This window comes from Nocardia bhagyanarayanae, from assembly GCF_006716565.1.
Taxonomy (GTDB): domain Bacteria; phylum Actinomycetota; class Actinomycetes; order Mycobacteriales; family Mycobacteriaceae; genus Nocardia; species Nocardia bhagyanarayanae.
Window position 1 is genome coordinate 6079725 of the sequence record NZ_VFPG01000001.1, and the last position, 17965, is coordinate 6097689.

Consider the following 17965-nt stretch of genomic DNA (forward strand, 5'->3'; position numbering starts at 1 on the left):
GCGGCTCCTGCGCCGATCGTCGCCCCGCACGTCGACTCCGCAAATGCCTGGCCACCTCGTGCCATACTCGATAGGCATGACCGCAGAAAACGCTCGTGCCGGATCTGCAGTTCCCGACGCATCGGCCGTCGCCGCCGCGCTGCAGATCGCTCGCCGCGCTCCCTCCCTGCACAACTCCCAGCCCTGGCGCCTGATCTTCGACGGCAAGCGGCTGCACCTGCACAGCGATCCCGACCGGTCGCTTCCGATGGCCGACCCGGACGGTCGCCAGCAGGTGATCAGCTGCGGCGCCATGCTGCACCACACCAGGACCGCCTTCGCCGCGAACGGCTGGCATACCGATGTCGTCCGCCTGCCCGATCCGGCGCGGCCGCGCTATCTGGCCGCGCTGGCCTTCCGGCCTTGGCCCGATCCGCCCGAACGCATCCGCACGCAGGCCAAGGTCATCGGGCGCAGGTACTCCGACCGGCTTCCGATGGACGAACCCGAAGGCTGGGACGCGCTGCTGCCCGGCGTGACGGAAGTGGCACGGACGTGCGAGGTCACCCTCGACGATCTGCCCGACACGGTGCGCGATCGGCTGGCCGCCGCCTCCGATCGAGCCGAGGCGCTGCGCCGCTACGACAAGCCGTACCAGAGCGAGTTACGGTGGTGGACCGGGCATTTCGATCTTTCCGAGGGCATTCCGCCGACCGCGCTCGCCACCGCGGCCGAGGCCGGACGGGTGCCCGTGCGCCGCGACTTCCCCACCGCGCCGGGGACCACCCGCCGGGCGACGCCCGAGGACAGGGCCCGGCTGCTGGCGCTGAGCTCGGCCGAAGACTCGCCCGCGCAGTGGCTGCGGACCGGCGAGGCGCTGTCGGCGGTACTGCTGGAATGCACCGGCGCCGGACTCTCGACCTGTCCGTTGACCCACATCACCGAGCTGCCCGCGGCGCGCCGTGTGATCGCCGGACTGCTACCCCACCACCTGCGACCACAGGTCGTCGTCCGGGTCGGCTCCGCGCCGGAGCCCGATCCCATGCCGCCGACGCCGCGTTTGCCGATCGAGGACATCCTGACCGTCACCACGTAGGACTCTGCGCGGACCCGCTCCGTGAATCGGACGAGATCGCAAGGTTCGCTAACGACCGCGCGCGAATCGCCGATGGACCTCGTGTCGATGACGACACCGGCACCGGCGGCCCAGCGCCGCGCGTGCCGTCGCTGTCTCCGCACGTCAGCGCCGGGCGCGTCGCGATCCCGGTCCGCCATCCGGTACCCACCTGTCAGGGAGTTGACTTGACTCGACAACGTCGCACCACCCGCCCGTCCGCGTCCCGCCGCGGCGCCCTCGTCACCACCGCGCTGGCGGTCGCGCTCACCGCGGGGATCGGCGCCGCCACCGCGCGCCCCGTCGGCGCCTTCGACGTCGGCGGCGCCATCGAGGTCGAATACGACCGAGCGGGCGGACCCGCCGTCTTCGGCGATCCGGTCACCCCCGAACTCGACGCCGGCCGCGGCGGGCGCTACCAGGCCTTCGAGCGCAACGCCGCCATCTACTGGCATTCCGAGGCCGGCGCGCATCAGGTCGGCGGCTCGATCCGCGACAAGTGGGGCGCGCTCGGCTGGGAGAACGGCAAGCTCGGCTACCCCGTCACCGGGGAACTCGTCACGCCCGGCGGGCCGGGGCGCTTCAACCACTTCCAGGGCGGATCCATCTACTGGTCGCTCGGCACCGACTCGCACCAGGTCGGCGGCGCCATCCGCGACAAGTGGGGCGCGCTCGGCTGGGAAGGCGGCGCCCTCGGCTTTCCCATCACCGACGAAGCCCCCTCCGCGAACAACGGTCGCTACAACCTCTTCACCGGCGGCGCCGTCTACTGGTCCCCGCGCACCGGCGCCCACGCCGTCTGGGGCGCCATCCGCGACGACTGGGTCCGGGCGGGCGCCGAGAACGGTCGCTACGGCTACCCCACCGGCGAGGAGTACGACTACGAAGGCGGCAAAGCCCAAGACTTCCAAGGCGGCCGCATCACCTGGCTGCCTTGATCACTGCGCGCTCATCGACACATCGGTTCTGGTCGGTGAGCGAAGCGTCAGGGGTCCATGCCGCCGTGTTCGCGGGGTGTGGACTCGTCGGTCTCGAGGTCTTCGCCCGCGGGGTGTTCGTCGGCGTGGGTGGGCTTGGTGTGTTCGTCGGCGAAGTCCGGTTCGTCCTGCATCGCCTCCGCGGTCTTGGGGTCGATGTTCGGTGTGTTCATGGTCGGTGCGTACCCGGCGACGGACGGTCGACGCAGGTTCGGGCGGCGTCGCGGCTCGTATGATATGGAAACCATACGAGGGAGTAGAGGTGACGCGATGAGTCCGGAAGCCGCGAAACGGCGGCATCGCCGCGAGGCGCAGACGGTGAAACGAGGGCTGCGCGAGTTGAATACGCAACTGGCCCTGTTGAATCGGCGCTTCGGCGGCAAGGTGGAACTCAGGGATGTCGATTGGACGTGCCTGGATCTGATCAATCTGCACGGGCCGTTGACGCCCACCGTGCTGGCCCGCAAGGCGAATCTGCATCCGGCGACACTGACGGGCATTCTCGACAGGCTCGAGCGCGGCGGGTGGGTCGTCAGGGAACGCGACCCGCAGGCGACCGACCGGCGCGCCGTGACGGTCCGGGCGCTCGGCGACCGCAATCACGAGCTGTACGGCCTGTTCGCGGGCATGGTCGGCCGGATGGACGCCCTCTGCGAGGAGTACTCGGCCGCCGAACTGGAGCTGATCGCCGGATTCCTGCGCCGCGCCGCGCAGGCGGGCCGTGACTCCGCGGACGAACTCGGCGACTGATCCAGCCCCCACCAACGACCCGCCGGAGGCCGACCGGTCCAGCCAGCGGGAAACTGTTATGAAAACCAGATGGCTTTCGTACGGCTCCAAGATAGTATGAGATTCATATCTTACGCCTGAGAGGAGTCAGCATGTTCGTCGTCACCGGTGCCACGGGCGTGATCGGCCGCCCACTGCTGGAGTCCCTGACAGCGGCCGGACTTCCGGTCCGAGCCGTTTCCCGGCGAGCCGATGCCGCGCTACCGGACGGCGTCGACCTGGTCTCGCCCGAAGAACTGGATCTCGCGGATGCCGAAACCCTGTTCGTTCACCCGCGCGCGACCAAGGACCACGTCGACGACCTGCTCCGCCGCGCGGTCGCACAGGAGGTTCGACGCGTCGTCGTGATGTCGGCCATCAATGCCGACGACGATCCGGCGCACCAGCCGTCCCGGTTCAACGGCGACCGCAACACCGAGGTGGAGCAGGCGGTGATCGGCTGCGGCCTGCCGTGGGTGAGTGTGCGGCCCAGTTCGTTCGCGATGAACACCCTGACCATGTGGCGGGCCCAAATCGCCTCGGGCGATAGGGTATTCGGTCCGTACGCGGCGTTCTCGGAGGCCGTTGTCCACGAACGCGACGTCGCCGATGTCATCGCGCGCGCGATGGTTGACGACACGCTCTTGGGCCGACGCCTCTCGGTCACCGGCCCGGCGGCATCGAGCCTCGAGCAGCTCGTCGCGATCATCGGCGAGGTGATCGGCAAACCCCTTCGCTATCAAGAGGTTCCGGCCGAGGCGGCCGAGGCGGCGATGATCGCGCGCGGTCTCGACGAAGAGTTCGTGCGGGCACTGATGAACCGCTATGCCCGCGAGCTCGAGCGCGAACCGGTCGTGACCGAGGAAGTGGCAGCGATTCTGGGTCGGCCCGCCCGCTCGTTCGCGAGCTGGGTGGCCGATCACCGCAGCGACTGGCTGTAGTCGAGAGACCAAATCATCTGCGCGCCAGTGGCTTCAACGCGCGGCATTCGGAAATCGGGACGACAGGCAATCGCCACCGCGGGTAGAAAGGACACCGAAACCCACACTTCCGAGGAGACGGCAATGCCATCCCCCGTTGAGCTCGGCGACGAAGCCGCCATCCGGCAGGTGATCGATCGCTGGGAACAGGCCTTCCGCGACAAGGACGTGGACGCCGCCGCGGCTCTGCACGATCCCGACACCGTCTCGTTCGACATCGTCCCACCGCTGCGGTACGTCGGCATGTCCGAGTACCGCAAGCCGTGGGACGAGACGTTCGCCAATTTCGACGGTCCGATCGAGATGGAGATCCGCGACCTCGTGATCACCGTCGGCGGGGACGTCGCGTTCAGCTACAGCCTGAACCGCATGATCGGCACGATGAACGACGGCGCCGAACTCGACTATTGGATGCGGTGGACCGTCTGCTACCGCAAGATCGACGGGCGATGGCTGATCGTGCACGATCACTCCTCCGCGCCGACCGATTTCGCCACCGGCGGCGCCGTCCTGGACTTGCAGCCGTAAAGGCTTCGACAGACGGTCGGCCGCCTGCGAACATCATCCCGAGACGAGAAGGGGGCAGCGGGTGCTGGTCGAGTTGGCGGTGGGCGATGCGTACGGTGCCGGGTTCGAGTACGCGGATCCGGCGTTCGTGGCGGCACACAACACGCTGCGCGGCTATGTGCAGCACCCGAGGCACCTCGGCATCCGTCCGGGCGCGTACACCGACGACACCCAAATGACCTTGGCCATCGCCGAATTGCTCGTCGACGGGGATCCGTGGACGCCGCGCGAGCTGGCCGACAGATTCGTGTCGGCGTTCCACCGCGACCAGCGCGAGGGCTACGCCGGACGGTTCTACGACTTCCTGCAATCCGTGCACGACGGCGGGGAGTTCCTGCGCCGCATCCGGCCGGACAGCGACAAGAGCGGCGCGGCCATGCGGGCCACACCGATCGGCCTGCTGCCCACCGTCGACGAGGTGCTGCGTCACGCGGCGGTGCAGGCCGCCGTCACCCACGACACCCCGGCCGGGATCGCCTCGGCGCAAGCCGCGGCGCTCGCGGTGCACTACTGCCACTACGAACTCGGCCCCTTGGCGCGGCTGCCGCAGTGGATGGACGGTCACGTCCCGTTCGGATGGTCACGACCGTGGCGCGGCAAGGTCGGCTCCAAGGGGCGCATGAGCGTCGGCGCGGCCCTCACCGCGTTGTCCACCAGCACCACGATGAGCGAACTGCTGCGCACCTGCGTCGCCTTCACCGGCGACGTGGACACCGTCGCCACCATCGCCCTCGCCGCCGCCGCACGCTCCCCCGAGATCACCGAAGACTTGCCCAAGGTGCTGGTGGACGACTTGGAAAACGGCGCCTACGGCCGCGACTACCTCGCCGCACTGAACAGCCGCCTACTCGGCTGACGTTGCGAAAACTATTATCCGACAGCTAGTTTCGCGATCAATCGCGACCGGGCGGGCGACTACGTGCAGCAGTTCGGGTCCAGCACGACGCACAGCGCCGACAGCGCGTCTCGCCGCGCCCGGTGGTAGATGTTCATGCCGCGGCGTTCGGATTCGACGAGGCCCGCCTTCTTCAGCTGGCCGAGGTGGTGGCTGACGGTGGATTCGGCGAGGCCGACCACGGCGGCGAGGTCGCCGGTGTTCTGCTCGCCCGCCGCGGTGGTCAGCAACAGCGACATCAGCTTGACCCGCACCGGGTCGGCGATCGCCTTGAGCCGCAGAGCCACCTCCAGCGCGGCGTCGTCGTCGATCGGCCCCGCGGCGACGGGGGCGCAGCAGACGGGAGCGGACATATCGATCACGGGCAGAGCCTTCGGCATGCCACCGATCCTACGCACCTTGTTGACATATGTCGAAAAGGAGACGAGACTTCAAGTCGAAAGTTCTTCGATATATGTCTCACAAGTGGAGGTGTTCGTCATGTCTCGCATCCAACTCGCCCTCAACGTCGACGATCTCGATCGGGCGGTGACCTTCTACTCGACCCTGTTCGCCACCGAACCCGCCAAGCGCAAGCCCGGGTACGCGAACTTCGCCATCGCGGAGCCGCCGCTGAAACTGGTCCTCCTGGAGAACCCGGGCCACGGCGGCAGCGTCAACCACCTCGGCGTCGAGGTGGAATCCTCCGAGCAGGTGCACGCCGAGATCGCGCGGCTCTCGGGCGCGGGCGTGTTCACCGAGGAGGAGATGGCGACGACATGTTGTTTCGCCACCCAGGACAAGGTCTGGGTGACCGCGCCGGACGCCGAGCGGTGGGAGGTCTACACGGTGCTCGCGGACAGCGAAACCTTCGGCGCCGCACCGCGATCCGAGGAGGAGGGGCCGTGCTGCGGCACCGCCGAGGAGGCCGTCGCCGAGGGCGCGTGCTGCGGCACGTCCGCCAAGCGGGACGCCGTCGCCTCGGGCGCCGCCTGCTGCGGATGACCCAGCGTTGCCCGGATTCCGGCCTCCCCTCATGTGACGGCCGGAATCCGGGCATTACCTCGAACCGCGCTCAGGGCGCTGCCGCGAATACGGGCTCAGTGGGCGAGAACGCCGCTCAACTCGTTCGGGCTGTCCGGCAGGGTGACCGACGCGGTGACCGCGCCCGCGGCGAGGTCGACGCGGTGCACCTTCTTGGTGGCCGGGTCGGAGACGTAGGCGACGCCGCCGCGGACGAACAGGGCCGGGCGGGCCTGCTGCCACTTCAGCGGTTCCTGCCAGGAGTCGATGACCGGGATGGTGCGGGTGACCGTTCCCGCGACCGGATCGATGACGTGGATGCGGCCGTCGGTGCCGAGCACCAGCGCCTCACCCTGCGGGCCGCGGCCGAGCGAACGGAACGTGTAGCTGGTGCCGATGTCGACGAGCCGCAGCGTGCCGGTGACCGTGTCGATCAGTGAGACCTGCTGCGGCCGTTCGAGTTCCGCGTCCTTGTCCTTCTTGTAGTCGCCGAGCACGACGGTCGATTCCGGGCTGCCGGCCTGGTTGCCGATGCGGCCGTAGGGCGTCGGGCTCGCCACCTTGGTGATGACGCCGCCGCGGTAGACCAGCGCGCCGGTCTGGCAGCCGACGACCACGGTGTCGCCCGCGGCGATGGCCTCGCCGTGCACACCGGGGCAGTCCTCGTTGCGGGCGATCTCCTTGCGCTGGGAATCGAGCACCGCGATACCGGTGCGCTTCTCCTCGGTGCCGAGCGTGACGACCAGCGACCCGTCGGCCAGCTCGATGGCGACGCCGTGGTGCGGCGTGGCTGCCTTGTAGACCTCGGTGGCGGGTTTTCCGTCGGTCAACCGCACCGGGTCGAACGAGGTGACTTCGCCGGTACCGTCGGCGAACAGCACCGTCCGCCCGGCGTGCTGGACCACGTGACCCGGCTTGGCGCCGGGGAATTCGACATCGGTGAACTCGGCCGCCACGGCGTCGTAGACCCGGAACGTGTCCTTGTGCGACACCATCAGATGCCGGTCGTCGCCCGCCGGGTTGAGGCGGTTGAAGCCTTCGAGCGCTGTGCTGCCGCGCAATTCGAGCGTCGCGCCATCGAGCACGTGGATGCCGCCGTCGTAGGTGACCGCGACGGGCTCGGCGATCCGCTTGCCCGCGGGCTCGGCCTCGTCCGAGCCGCATCCGGCCAGCGCCAGCGCCGCGGTGAGCAGACCCGACAGCGCGAGCGCACTGCCGTTCTTTGGCCGAAAGTGCATGTGGTGCTCCCTTTTTCGTTCCAACACTGCGTTCATGGGGCCAGTCCGCGCGCGATCGCCTCGGTGTTGGCGCGCATCATCGCCAGGTAGGTCTCGGCGCCGCCGCCCGACCCGGTGAGCGATTCGGAGTACAGCGGGACGACTCGGACGTGCAGCCCGGCCTGTTCGGCGAGCACGCGGGCCAGGCGATCGGGCTGGGCGGAGTCGGCGAAGATCGCGCCGACGCCGGCAGCGCGCACGGCGTCGGCGAGTCCGGCCAGATCCGATGGGCTCGGGGAGGCGAGCGTGGTGCCGCCCGGAATCACGGCGCCGATCACTTGGAAGCCGTAACGCTCTGCGAGATAACCGAACACGTGGTGGTTCGTGACCAGCTTGCGCCGTTCGGCCGGGATGGCGGCGAATCGCTCGGTCATCCACCGGTCGAGCCGATCGAGTTCGCCGAGGTAGCGCTCGGCGCGCTCCCGGACCGCCCCGGCGTCCACGCCCGCGACGTGCGCGATCACCTCGTCGCGGATCACCTCGACGGCACGGCGGACGCGCAGCGGGTCGGTCCAGAAGTGCGGGTCGGGCCGGTCGGCGCCGACCTCGGGGCGATAGCGCAGCGGGTCGACGCGGTCGCCGACCGCCACCGTCGCGACACCGGCGTGCGCGGCGGCGTCGACGTGGCGCTGCACGCCTTCCTCCAGACCCAGCCCGTTGTGCACGATCAGCCCGGCCCGCTCGAGCCGCGCGGCCTGCTGCGCCGAGATCGCGAAGTAGTGCGGATCGGCATCGGGCCGCATGAGCACCGTCACCTCGGCGGCGTCGCCGACAATCGCCTCGGTCAGATCGCCGAGGATGTTCGTGGTCACGATGATCTCGCGGCGCTCGGCGCCCGAGGACACGCACCCGGCGAGCACGAGCAGTGCGGCGAGAAGGATTCCGAGACGCGCGGCCGCCCTCATTCGCCCGCCTCCACCATCAGCGCGGGGGCGATGTCGAGCGGGAAGGTGCGAGCAATCCGCAGGTCGGAATAATCGATCTCCAGCACCTTTCGCCCAGCGGGATCGTTGACGTAGGCGCGGCTCGAATCGACCACGATGCCCGAGGCGGAGCCGGGCTCGACGAGCTGCTTGCGCGCGAGCTCGCTACCCGTCGCGGCGTCGTAGGCGTGCAGCACACCGTCGGCGGACAACGTCAGCAGCGGCGCGCCTTCCCCCGCGGTGTTCGTCGCGAGCACCGGGCCGGTCTCGACGAAAGTCCATGTCTTGCGGCGGGCGTCGAGCAGCCACGTCCCGCGCTCCCCCGCCTTGGCCGCCAGCGTGGCACTGCCGGGGCGGTGCTGGAATTCGACCGCGCGCTCGGCCTGCGGGACCGGCCTCGGGTACGCGATCTTGGTCGCGGTGGCACTTCCCTCCTGGACGTTCACCACCAAAGCGCCATCGGCGCAACCGAAGACGACGCCGATCCGGGTCTTCGCCGTGCCGCGCGGATCCTGGCACGGCTCGGCGACCGCGGCGACCACCGCACCGTCACGTCCCCGAACCTCCACTCGGCCGTCGGACCGGCGCGCCACCACCGTGTGTTCCCCGGACGGCACGGCAGGGCCGCCCGCGTGCGCGTCGCGGTCGGGTACCGAGCCCGCGTCCAGGGTGGCGCGGTCCAGCAGCGCGGTGTCGCCGCTGTCGAGCACGAGCGCGGCCACCGATGTGTCCGCCGCCGCGGCGACCACCGGCCCGCCCGCGTACGCGCCGGCGTCTCGGATCGGCGCCTTGTAGTAGTGCACGTGGTCACCGTGATCCACCAGCCAGGCGCCGGTGTCGACGATTCGGATCCCCGCCGGCGTCGAGAGATACGCGTAGCGGCCGTCGCCGGCCATGCGGGTGACTCCCGCGGCGGGCGCGAGGCTGGTGACCTGCTCCGAGATCAGGTCCAGCACCCGCACCGCGCCGGAATCCTTGTCCGCCAGAACGAGTCGCGGCTGCGGTTCCGCGGTCTCCTCCGCACCCTCGACGTAGCCGTGCGGCGCCGGTTCGGCTTCGTCGGCAACCTGGTCGGCGCCACAACCAGCCAACGGCAACACCGCCGCCAGCGCCAACGGCCCTAACCTCTTGCCCGAGAGACGAATACGGCCGCGCAACGCGGCGAACGACGCGGAAACGAAGAACAGCGCCACCGCGACCGCCGCGATGGTTGCGCCCGCCGCCGTACCGAGGTGCCAGGAGATCAGCAGTCCGATCACTGTCGCGAGCGAACCGAGCAGCGCGGCCACGGCCATGATGACCGGAAGCCGGTGCGCCCAGAACATCGCCGCGGCGGGTGGTGCGATGAGCAAGCCGAAGACCAGCAGCGTGCCGACGATGTGGAACGAGGCCACCATCGCGAGCGTGATGAGACAGACCAGGGCCACCTGCGCGACCTTCGGCCGCAGCCCGAGCGTGTGCGCGGTGCGCGGGTCGAAGGCCAACGCCACGAACGCCCGGTGACCGAGCAGCGCGACGGCGGCCGCGACCAGCAACGCGAGAAGCAGGTAGACCAGATCCCGGTCCCGGATCGCCAGCACGTCGCCGAACAGGAAGCCGGTCAGGTCGACCGCGAAAGACTGTGCCCGCGAGATGATCACGACGCCGATCGACAACATGCCGACGAACAGCAAACCGATGCCGACGTCGGCCGAGAGCCGCTCGTTCCTGGTCAGCGCCGACACCCCGAGCGCCATCGCGCCCGCGCTGAACGCCGCGCCCACCAACAGGTTTCCGCCGAGCAGCGCCGCGATCGCGATGCCCGGCAGCATGCCGTGCGCCATCGCGTCGGCCAGAAAAGCCATGCCGCGCACCACTACCCAGGTACCGGCGATCGCGCACAGGCACGAGACGAGCAGGCCGCCCCAGAGAGCCCGCTGCACGAACGACACCTCGAACGGGGCGATCAACCACTCCATGAGGCGACACCATAGAATGAAAATGGTTATCATTACAAGTGAGTGACGGGAGACACAGTGTGAACCGAGCGGACCTGCGACTGGCCGGATTGTCGGCGGGCTACCGCGGCCGTGCCGCACTGGCGGATGTCTCCGCGACCATCCCGGCGGGCCGGATCACCGCGGTGCTCGGCCACAACGGGTCCGGCAAGTCGACACTGCTCGCGGCGCTCGCGGGGGTGCTGAAGCCACTGGCGGGGACCATCGAGCGGCCGGGCATCCGGCGGACCGCGTTCGTCGTGCAGCACAGCGCGGTGCCCGCGACGCTGCCGATCACGGTCCGGGACACGGTCGCCATGGGACGGTGGGCCCACCTCGGGCCGTGGCGTCGCCCGCGGCGAACGGATCGCGCGGTTGTCGAGGAATGCCTGGCGCGCATGGACATCGCCGACCTGGCAGACCGGCGCCTCGACACGCTCTCCGGCGGGCAGCGACAGCGGGCGCTGCTGGCGCAGGCGCTGGCCCAAGAGGCTGACCTGCTGCTCCTCGACGAGCCCACCACCGGGCTGGATGCCGAAGCGCGGCAAAGGATCACGGATCTACTCGAAGACGTCGTCGAACGCGGGGTCACCGTCGTGCACGCCACCCACCAGCGCGACGAGGCGCTGCGCGGCAGCCACTGCCTGCTACTGGAGAACGGCAGGTTGCTCGCCGAGGGCGATCCGGAGTCGACCCTCGCGCTCGGTTCCGCGCCTCGATCGCGCTGCTAACGTCGATGCCGTGTCCGATGCGCTGACCCGATTCCGCTCCATTCTGCCTGCCGACACCGAGTGGGAACCGGTCGACAGCGGGGAGTCCGGGGCCGCCGTGTTCCGCGCCGCCGACGGCTCGCGGTACGCGAAATGCGTCGCGGAGGATTCGGTGCAGGAGCTACGGCAGGAGCACGATCGGTCCGAATGGCTCGGTGACCGTGGCATTTCCGGCCCGCGTCCACTCGAATGGCGGCACGTCGCCGATGCCGCCTGCTTGGTGACGAGCGCGGTCCACGGCGTGCCCGCCGACCGTGTGTCCGCCGAGAAGCTCGCCGCCGCATGGGTATCGATCGCCGACGCGGTGCGCGTGCTGCACGAAATACCCACCGACACTTGCCCGTTCGAGCGGGGTGTCGAGACGATGTTCGCGAAGGCGCAGGACGTGGTGGCCCGCGGTGCGGTGAACCCGGAGTTCTTGCCCGAGGAACAGCACGACACGCCGCCGCCGGTGCTCTTGGCGCGGCTGGCGGGTCAGGTGGACCGGCGGATCGCGCAGGAGGCCGCGGAATCCGTGGTGTGCCATGGGGATTTGTGCCTGCCGAACATCGTCCTCGATCCGGATACCGGGTCGTTCGCCGGATTCCTAGACTTGGGCCGCCTCGGCGTGGCCGATCCGTACGTGGATATCGCCCTGCTGCTTGCCAATTCGCGGGAGACCTGGCCGGACGAGCGGAGCGCGCTGGACGCCGACCGGCGTTTCGCCGAACGCTACGGCGCCGACCTGGACGCCGACCGGCAGCGCTTCTACCTCCACCTCGACCCGCTCACCTGGGGGTGAGGCGAATCAAGCCATCGAGATGCCGGTGATCAGGGTGCGGCCGGTGACGGTTTTGGTGGTGATGATCTGCGTGAAGACCTTCGGCTGCTGACCCGGATACTGCTGGGTGAGGCGGACCTCCCAGTGCGACTGCCCATCTCCCGCGCCGACGGCGGTGCGGGTGATCTGAACGCAGTAGCGGGTCCCGACCGGCACCTGGTCGATGCCGCGCTGAATCTGCTCGGCGGGCGGGACCGTCGCGTCCGCGGCGACGACAGCGCGCGCCGCCGGGCCCGAACGTTGCACGTAGTAGGCGCGTTCGAAGGCGAGGATCGCCGAGGGGCCGTCGGTGGTGCCGCCGATGCCGGTGCCCGACACGACATCACCGGTGCGGCGCTGTTCGCACCCGGGAGTCGCTACCGCCGTGGGGGAATCGGGTCCCGTCGGGGTGGGTGACGCGGGCGCCGGTGCGTCGTCGGCCGCCGACACCGAGCTGGTCGGCGCGGTCACGGTGCGCGTTCCCGAACTCGGTAGCACCGCCCAGATGATCGAGCCGACCCCGACGAGCAGCCCGACGACGATCAGCACCGCCAGGATCTTGTTGCCACGCTCCGGCTGCTGCTCCTGCGGCCGGGGACGCGGACGGCGCAGCGCGGGACCGGGATTGCCGCCGGTGCGGTCGATGATCGCGGGCACGAACGGCTTGCTGTCATCGACGCGCCGGTCCGGCTCCGGCTCGTCGTCGACCGGTACCCGGATCTCGACCGTCGGCTGCTCCGGAAGTTCCTCGGCGCGGGTCGGCGGGTCGAGCCATTCGGCCCACTCGCCCATCCGGCGCGGCGGCTTTCGCACCGGCGGCGCGGCAGGCGGCTCCAGCGGGTAGGCCTCTTCCGGTGTGCGCGGCGGTCCACTCACCTGCGGCAGCCCGGACACGTGCGGCGGCTCGGGAATTCGCGGCGGCTCCGGCGTGCGCAGCGGCGCGCTGTACGACGATCCGGGTCGACGTCCCGCGGGCCGCCGCCGTCGACGCTTGCCCGTGGGCGGCGCGGGCAAGCGCAACATCGGCAGACCCGTGTCGAACGGATTCGGCTGTCCCTGCTCCTTGTTCGACGGGCCCTGGTCAGGGCGCGTCATCGCCGAAGTCGCCGATCACGGCGGCCGGGACGGTGACCGATTCGGGGATCAGGGCCGCGGGAACCGTGACGCCGAGCTGACCGTCGCGCGGCCTGCGGTCCTGATCGCCACCGATCGGCGGCGGCATCGCGACGCCGCCGTGCGTGCCGGGCGGCCCGGTCGGTTCCGGCGCCGACCTGGGCGGCGGCGCGTCCTGCGGTGCGGGCGTGGGCGGGATGATCGACGTGGGCGGCGCCGGCCTGGCCTCCGGCTTGGGCGCGTCGGGTTTCGCGCTCGGTCCGGTCGCGTTCTGTGCCGGATTCGACGGCGTCGAGCCGCCGCCGAAGTCGATCACCTTCGACGGGGTGCCGGACGTGCCGCCGCCGTTGCCGTTGCCGTTCGTGGTGCTGCCCGGATTGATGAGCTCCGGAATCGCCTTCTCGATCGCCTTGTCCGCCGACGCGGCGACGGTGTCCATGGCGTGCGTGCCGACCTCGACGATCTTGTCGATCAGGTGGGTGCCGATGTCAACGCCCGCCGAGATGGCCGCGGTGCCGAGCTGCACGCCCGCCGAGATGAGCTGCTGCTGGAGTTGCAGCTGAGCGGCCTGCTGGGGGTCCAGCGGCTGGCCCTGCACGGTGGTCCCGGGGACCGTGGTCGTGACCGTGCCGCCGATGGACGGCTGGCTCGTGCCGCCGATGCCGCCGGGCTGCGTGACGGTGAGCGGGCCCATCTCGTCCAGCCTGCGGGTGTGGTCGTTCATCTCGGTGCGCGCGGTGCCGACGGTGGCGATCGCGTCGCGCAGCGCCTGGGCGGCGCGCTCGATGACCGCGTCGGTGTCGGGCGAGGCGGTCGCGTTGCCGAGGATCACCCGCGCATCTCGGCGGAAGTCGGCGATGATCTGATCCACCCGACGCGCCGCGCGGGCGCTGGTGGCCTGCGCGTCGCCGAGCACCGACAGATAGGCGGGCCCGCGATCGGTGATCTCGCCGATCTCGGTCTGGGTGGTGCGCAGCGCGGGCACGGCGGCGTCCGCGCCGCGCGAGGTCCACGTGGACTCCAGCGCGTACAGACCGTCTCGGTGCGGGCCTTCGGAATCGGCGGCGTGCGTGGCGGCCGCGGACAGCGCGCCGGTGATGGCGCGGTCGGGCAGGGTGGCGCCGGTGCCGAGGGAGGCACGCAGCGAGAGCATCGGCTGCACGAGCGCCGCCACGATCGGCGGGTCCGATGTCGGATCGTTGCTGACGACCGGCAGCGTATCGGTGCTGGTCTGTTCGGTCGGTCGCCGTCGGCGTAAACCGCTGAGCCGCCTCATGCCAGCTCCTCCCCGGTCTTCGCCAGAGCCGTCGCGGTCTCCGCGTCACCGGTCTGCATGGCGGCGCCGTAATCGCGCAGCACCTGACCGTAGGCGGCCACCAGCTGGCCCGCGGTGGACAGTGCCTGGGTGTGCTCGGACACCGCGGCGGTGAACCGCGCGACGAACTCCGCGCCGACCATGCCGAGATCGGCGTCGAGCTTCTGCGGGTTCACCGCGCCGGACGCGGCGGCCGAGGCCTGCGCCAACTGCTGCGCCACGGTCTCCGCTATCGCGGTGTAGGCGGCCATCGCCGCCGGGTCGAGCTTCAGCGTGTCCATCGTTCCCCCTTCACGGAAAACCAAACTGTCGCTGTCGCATCACGGTTGAGCCGAGCTTACTGGCCGGGTCCGACACCCGCGCCGGATCACCACGAAACACCGGCGGCGCCGCCTGGCCGTGCCGTGCGGGTGTGCCCATCGCCGATGATGTGCGCCCGCGCGGTTCGCGACCTTCGTCCAATAGTCGCACGACTCGGCCCGAGATCGTCGGTCTGTCTTGCAATCACCGGCGCGGCGGGTCGGATGCCGCACGGCCGGAACGTTTTCCACGACGGGCGAGCTGGGCTTTTTCCCAAGCAGGTCGCGCGACCGATCTCAGCGGGACAGGTCCGGCCACGGCGGGCGCCGCACGATGGCGAGCAGGGCGAGCGTCGCCGCCACCAGGCCGATCGTCTGACCGAACAGCGCGACCCGAGTAGCGTCGACGGCGGGCGTCCAGGTGGCCTGGCCGTCCTTGACGACATACAGGCCGACCGGTCGCGCGGCCGACCGCAGCATGCCGCCGGCCCTGGCGACCGTGACGATGACCGATCCGTCCGGAGTCTCCTGCGGGGTTCCGTAGACGAGCCCACTCGCGTCGCCCGGCCGCGTCGCGCCGAACTGTTCCAGCAGTGACATTTCCGCCCCTTCGTTCCCTGGTCCGATCGCGCCGCAGCGGAAGCCGGGCGCCCAGGCCAGCCTAGTGAGAACGCGGTCCGCGGACGTCCCGAGGAGCGAGAAAATTCCATGCGGGAATAGTCGAGGTGGCGATACGTTCGTTGAAGGTGGTTAGTCGAACGAACGAAAGGGGCCGCTGGTGGCGACCGAGACCGCGCAGTCGTCCATCGGGCTCCGGTCCGAACGCGGAGCGATTCTCGGCTCGCTGATGCTGGCGACCGGACTCGTCGCCCTCGACTCGACCATCATCGCCACCGCGGTGCTGTCCATCACCGACAGTCTCGGCGGATTCGCCCAGTTCCCGTGGCTCTTCTCGATCTATCTGCTCGCGCAGGCGGTGACGGTGCCGATCTACGGCAAACTCGCCGACACGGTCGGACGCAAGCCGGTCATCATGTTCGGAATCGCGGTGTTCGCGTTGGGTTCGCTGCTGTGCGGGCTCGCGGGCAGCATGGTCGCGCTGATCGTCTTCCGCGCGGTGCAGGGCATCGGCGCGGGCGCCATCCAACCGATGACCATGGTGATCGCGGGCGACCTGTACACGCTCACCGAGCGGGCCAGGGTCCAGGGCTATCTGGCCAGCGTGTGGGCGATGTCCTCGGTGGCGGGTCCGCTGCTGGGCGGTGTGTTCGCCGACTTCGTCAGCTGGCGCTGGATCTTCCTGATCAACCTGCCGCTCGCCGCGGTCGCGGCCTGGATGCTGGTGCGCAGCTTCACCGAGGACTCGGTGCGGCGCAGCCAGGACATCGACTATCTGGGCGCGGGACTGCTGACGCTGGGCGCGGGCGCGATCATCCTCGGCCTGCTCGAGGGCGGGCAGGCGTGGGCGTGGTCCTCGCCCGCGAGCATCGGCATCTTCGCCGGCGGCGGGCTGGTGCTCGCCCTCTTCGCGCTGGTGGAGCGGCGGGCGGTGAATCCGATTCTGCCGCTGTGGGTGTTCACCCGCCGGGTGGTGGTGGCGAGCAGCCTGGTGTCGGTGTTGATCGGCGCCGTGCTGCTCGGCCTGACCTCCTATGTGCCGACGTTCACCCAGGGCGTGCTCGGCACGAGCGCGCTGGTCGCCGGGCTCACCGTCGGCGCGCTCACCCTCGGCTGGCCGCTGGCGGCCTCCCAGGCCGGAAAGGTCTATCTGCGCATCGGTTTTCGCGGCAGCGCGCTGATCGGCAGCCTGCTCGCGACGCTGGGCGCCGCGTCCACCCTGCTCATCGACGGGCACTCGACGCTCTGGCAGATCGCCGCGTCCTGTTTCGTGATCGGCACCGGCATGGGACTGGTCGCGACGCCGACCCTGATCGCCGCGCAGACCAGCGCGGAATGGTCCGAGCGAGGGGTGGTGACCTCGGCCAACATGTTCGCCCGCTCGATCGGCAGCGCCGTCGGCGTCGCGGTGTTCGGCGCGATCGTCAACTCCCGGGTCGGCGAGACCGACCATCCCGCACCGGATGTCCTCGCCTCGGCGGTGCATCTGGTCTTCGTGACCGTGGCGGTGATGGCGGCCGTCATGCTGGTGGCCTCGGCCATGATGCCGAGCCGCCGCGCCGACGGCACGATCTGAGTCCGGCGCTCACTCCACGGCGCGGCGGTCTTCGATCTCGGCCAGGGCGCGGTCGCGCTGGGTGGCGGGCAGACCGGCGGCCGCCGCCCTGACGGACTCGACGGCATCCGGGGAAAGCGCGGACAGGGTGGTGCGGAACTCGGCCCACAGGTCGTGATCGGCGGTGGCGCGCAGCATGTCCGCGAGCTTCGCTTCCGGCACCAGGCCGACGAAGCGTTCGAGCTGCGTGGCTTCGTCGACCAGGAACGCCGTGCGGGTCAGCGCGACGCCGTCCAGCGCCGCCGCGGTGACGCGTGCCGCGTCGTCGGAGACCGAGGCCATCAGGTCGCCGAGGGTGATCCAGTCGGCGCGCGCGGCGAGCAGCTCGGCGACGTCCGCGACCGTGGCCGGGGGCAGCCCGGCGATGATCGTCGCCGCGCGCCGGGCGTCGAGCTGAGCGGCGATGTCGGCGAGGAACTCGGCGGGCAGGCGTTTGGCCACGTCCACGGCATGTCCGGGGTCAAGCACCGCCGACATCTTGGCGGCGAGCAGCGCGTTGTGGTGGCGGCCGACCAGCTTCGCCAGAATGGGCGTCGGAATGATCTTGGCGGCGCCCGCGATTCGGCGCAGCCCAAAGGACTGGTGCTCGAAGAGCATGTCGGCGACCTGCATACGGAACAGGCGCAGATCCGCATCCGGCACGTCGGCCAGATACCCGAGCTCGTCCACCGGGACGCGCAACGTCCTGGCCAGCTTGATCAGCTGCGGGTCGGTGGCCGGGGCGGTCACATCCGCACCGCCTTCTTCACCGCGCCGCGCAGCATCCGCGGCACCAGATCGAGCAGGGAGTTCGCCGCCGCCTGCAGGTCGTGGAACTCCTTGTGCTCGGCGCGCTCGACGGTCTCGGCCAGCTCCGCCAGACGGTCCGGCGGCAGCGCGGCGATGGCCGGGGGCAGGTCGCCGTCTATCAGTTCGGCCAGCGTCTTCTGCGCCATCGCTACCTCCGTGCGTTGGACGGAATGGGACTTGCGAACCTGT

Annotated in this window: 21 protein-coding genes; 10 read left to right on the plus strand and 11 right to left on the minus strand. The window is 70.3% G+C overall.

The features are described from left to right. Positions 1–76 precede the first annotated feature (76 nt). Both FB390_RS26595 and FB390_RS26600 read left to right on the plus strand, forming a co-directional pair. On the plus strand, positions 77–1075 hold the full coding sequence (locus FB390_RS26595) for an Acg family FMN-binding oxidoreductase (protein WP_141811420.1): 999 nt from the start codon (positions 77–79) through the stop codon (positions 1073–1075). Positions 1076–1281: 206 nt separating this feature from the next. Then, positions 1282–2031 (plus strand): LGFP repeat-containing protein, encoded by a 750-nt coding sequence (locus FB390_RS26600; protein WP_141811421.1) that lies wholly within the window; start codon positions 1282–1284, stop codon positions 2029–2031. Between the two features lie 47 nt (positions 2032–2078). On the opposite strand, the gene FB390_RS33745 is transcribed toward FB390_RS26600, so the two are convergent. Continuing rightward, complete coding sequence (locus tag FB390_RS33745; RefSeq protein ID WP_185757186.1) at positions 2079–2243, minus strand: hypothetical protein; 165 nt, start codon at positions 2241–2243, stop codon at positions 2079–2081. A gap of 97 nt (positions 2244–2340) precedes the next feature. On the opposite strand from FB390_RS33745, the gene FB390_RS26605 reads away from it, so the two are divergent. The 4 genes from FB390_RS26605 to FB390_RS26620 all read left to right on the plus strand — a co-directional run bounded on the left by FB390_RS26605 (position 2341) and on the right by FB390_RS26620 (position 5241). Continuing rightward, on the plus strand, positions 2341–2820 hold the full coding sequence (locus FB390_RS26605) for a MarR family transcriptional regulator (protein ID WP_141811422.1): 480 nt from the start codon (positions 2341–2343) through the stop codon (positions 2818–2820). Positions 2821–2951: 131 nt separating this feature from the next. Continuing rightward, entirely contained in the window at positions 2952–3779 is an 828-nt protein-coding gene (locus FB390_RS26610; RefSeq protein ID WP_141811423.1) for an NAD(P)H-binding protein, read from the plus strand. 123 nt (positions 3780–3902) lie between these two features. After that, positions 3903–4346: a YybH family protein gene (locus FB390_RS26615; protein WP_141811424.1), complete on the plus strand. Its 444-nt coding sequence runs from the start codon at positions 3903–3905 to the stop codon at positions 4344–4346. Between the two features lie 61 nt (positions 4347–4407). After that, positions 4408–5241 carry an ADP-ribosylglycohydrolase family protein gene (locus FB390_RS26620; RefSeq protein WP_141811425.1) on the plus strand — a complete coding sequence of 278 codons (834 nt, stop codon included), beginning with the start codon at positions 4408–4410 and terminating at the stop codon, positions 5239–5241. 59 nt (positions 5242–5300) lie between these two features. Here the strand turns inward: FB390_RS26620 and FB390_RS26625 are convergent, their stop codons facing one another. Next, the gene (locus tag FB390_RS26625; RefSeq protein WP_141811426.1) at positions 5301–5660 is read right to left on the minus strand and encodes an Rv2640c family ArsR-like transcriptional regulator; all 360 of its coding nucleotides are present in this window, start codon (positions 5658–5660) and stop codon (positions 5301–5303) included. Between the two features lie 100 nt (positions 5661–5760). On the opposite strand from FB390_RS26625, the gene FB390_RS26630 reads away from it, so the two are divergent. Beyond that, on the plus strand, positions 5761–6264 hold the full coding sequence (locus tag FB390_RS26630; RefSeq protein WP_141811427.1) for an ArsI/CadI family heavy metal resistance metalloenzyme: 504 nt from the start codon (positions 5761–5763) through the stop codon (positions 6262–6264). Between the two features lie 95 nt (positions 6265–6359). On the opposite strand, the gene aztD is transcribed toward FB390_RS26630, so the two are convergent. Genes aztD through aztB form a run of 3 tightly spaced genes read right to left on the minus strand, consistent with a single transcriptional unit; the run spans position 6360 to position 10440 of the window. Next, entirely contained in the window at positions 6360–7520 is a 1161-nt protein-coding gene (gene aztD, locus FB390_RS26635) for a zinc metallochaperone AztD (RefSeq protein ID WP_141811428.1), read from the minus strand. Positions 7521–7552: 32 nt separating this feature from the next. Further along, a complete protein-coding gene (gene aztC / locus FB390_RS26640; RefSeq protein WP_141811429.1) occupies positions 7553–8464 on the minus strand; it encodes a zinc ABC transporter substrate-binding protein AztC in 912 nt (303 codons plus the stop codon). Continuing rightward, positions 8461–10440, minus strand: coding sequence for a zinc ABC transporter permease AztB (gene aztB / locus FB390_RS26645; RefSeq protein ID WP_141811430.1), 1980 nt, complete (start codon positions 10438–10440; stop codon positions 8461–8463). The genes aztC and aztB overlap by 4 nt, the downstream gene beginning before the upstream one ends. 59 nt (positions 10441–10499) lie before the next feature. Here aztB and aztA point away from each other — a divergent pair, with 59 nt between their 5' ends. Beyond that, a complete protein-coding gene (gene aztA / locus FB390_RS26650; RefSeq protein ID WP_141811431.1) occupies positions 10500–11189 on the plus strand; it encodes a zinc ABC transporter ATP-binding protein AztA in 690 nt (229 codons plus the stop codon). Between the two features lie 10 nt (positions 11190–11199). Then, positions 11200–12009 carry an APH(3'') family aminoglycoside O-phosphotransferase gene (locus FB390_RS26655; protein ID WP_246124218.1) on the plus strand — a complete coding sequence of 270 codons (810 nt, stop codon included), beginning with the start codon at positions 11200–11202 and terminating at the stop codon, positions 12007–12009. Between the two features lie 6 nt (positions 12010–12015). On the opposite strand, the gene FB390_RS26660 is transcribed toward FB390_RS26655, so the two are convergent. The 4 genes from FB390_RS26660 to FB390_RS26675 all read right to left on the minus strand — a co-directional run bounded on the left by FB390_RS26660 (position 12016) and on the right by FB390_RS26675 (position 15354). Beyond that, on the minus strand, positions 12016–13122 hold the full coding sequence (locus FB390_RS26660; RefSeq protein WP_141811432.1) for a DUF8176 domain-containing protein: 1107 nt from the start codon (positions 13120–13122) through the stop codon (positions 12016–12018). After that, on the minus strand, positions 13109–14416 hold the full coding sequence (locus tag FB390_RS26665) for a hypothetical protein (RefSeq protein ID WP_141811433.1): 1308 nt from the start codon (positions 14414–14416) through the stop codon (positions 13109–13111). Before FB390_RS26665 ends, FB390_RS26660 begins: the two co-directional genes overlap by 14 nt. Beyond that, complete coding sequence (locus FB390_RS26670; RefSeq protein WP_141811434.1) at positions 14413–14736, minus strand: hypothetical protein; 324 nt, start codon at positions 14734–14736, stop codon at positions 14413–14415. The genes FB390_RS26665 and FB390_RS26670 overlap by 4 nt, the downstream gene beginning before the upstream one ends. Before the next feature lie 315 nt (positions 14737–15051). Further along, positions 15052–15354, minus strand: coding sequence for a hypothetical protein (locus FB390_RS26675; protein ID WP_141811435.1), 303 nt, complete (start codon positions 15352–15354; stop codon positions 15052–15054). A 178-nt stretch (positions 15355–15532) separates the two neighbouring features. On the opposite strand from FB390_RS26675, the gene FB390_RS26680 reads away from it, so the two are divergent. Continuing rightward, on the plus strand, positions 15533–16948 hold the full coding sequence (locus FB390_RS26680) for an MDR family MFS transporter (protein WP_141811436.1): 1416 nt from the start codon (positions 15533–15535) through the stop codon (positions 16946–16948). A 9-nt stretch (positions 16949–16957) separates the two neighbouring features. Here FB390_RS26680 and FB390_RS26685 read toward each other — a convergent pair whose 3' ends face one another. Next, entirely contained in the window at positions 16958–17716 is a 759-nt protein-coding gene (locus tag FB390_RS26685) for a hypothetical protein (RefSeq protein WP_141811437.1), read from the minus strand. Beyond that, complete coding sequence (locus FB390_RS26690) at positions 17713–17922, minus strand: hypothetical protein (RefSeq protein WP_141811438.1); 210 nt, start codon at positions 17920–17922, stop codon at positions 17713–17715. Before FB390_RS26690 ends, FB390_RS26685 begins: the two co-directional genes overlap by 4 nt. Between the last annotated feature and the right edge of the window lie 43 nt (positions 17923–17965).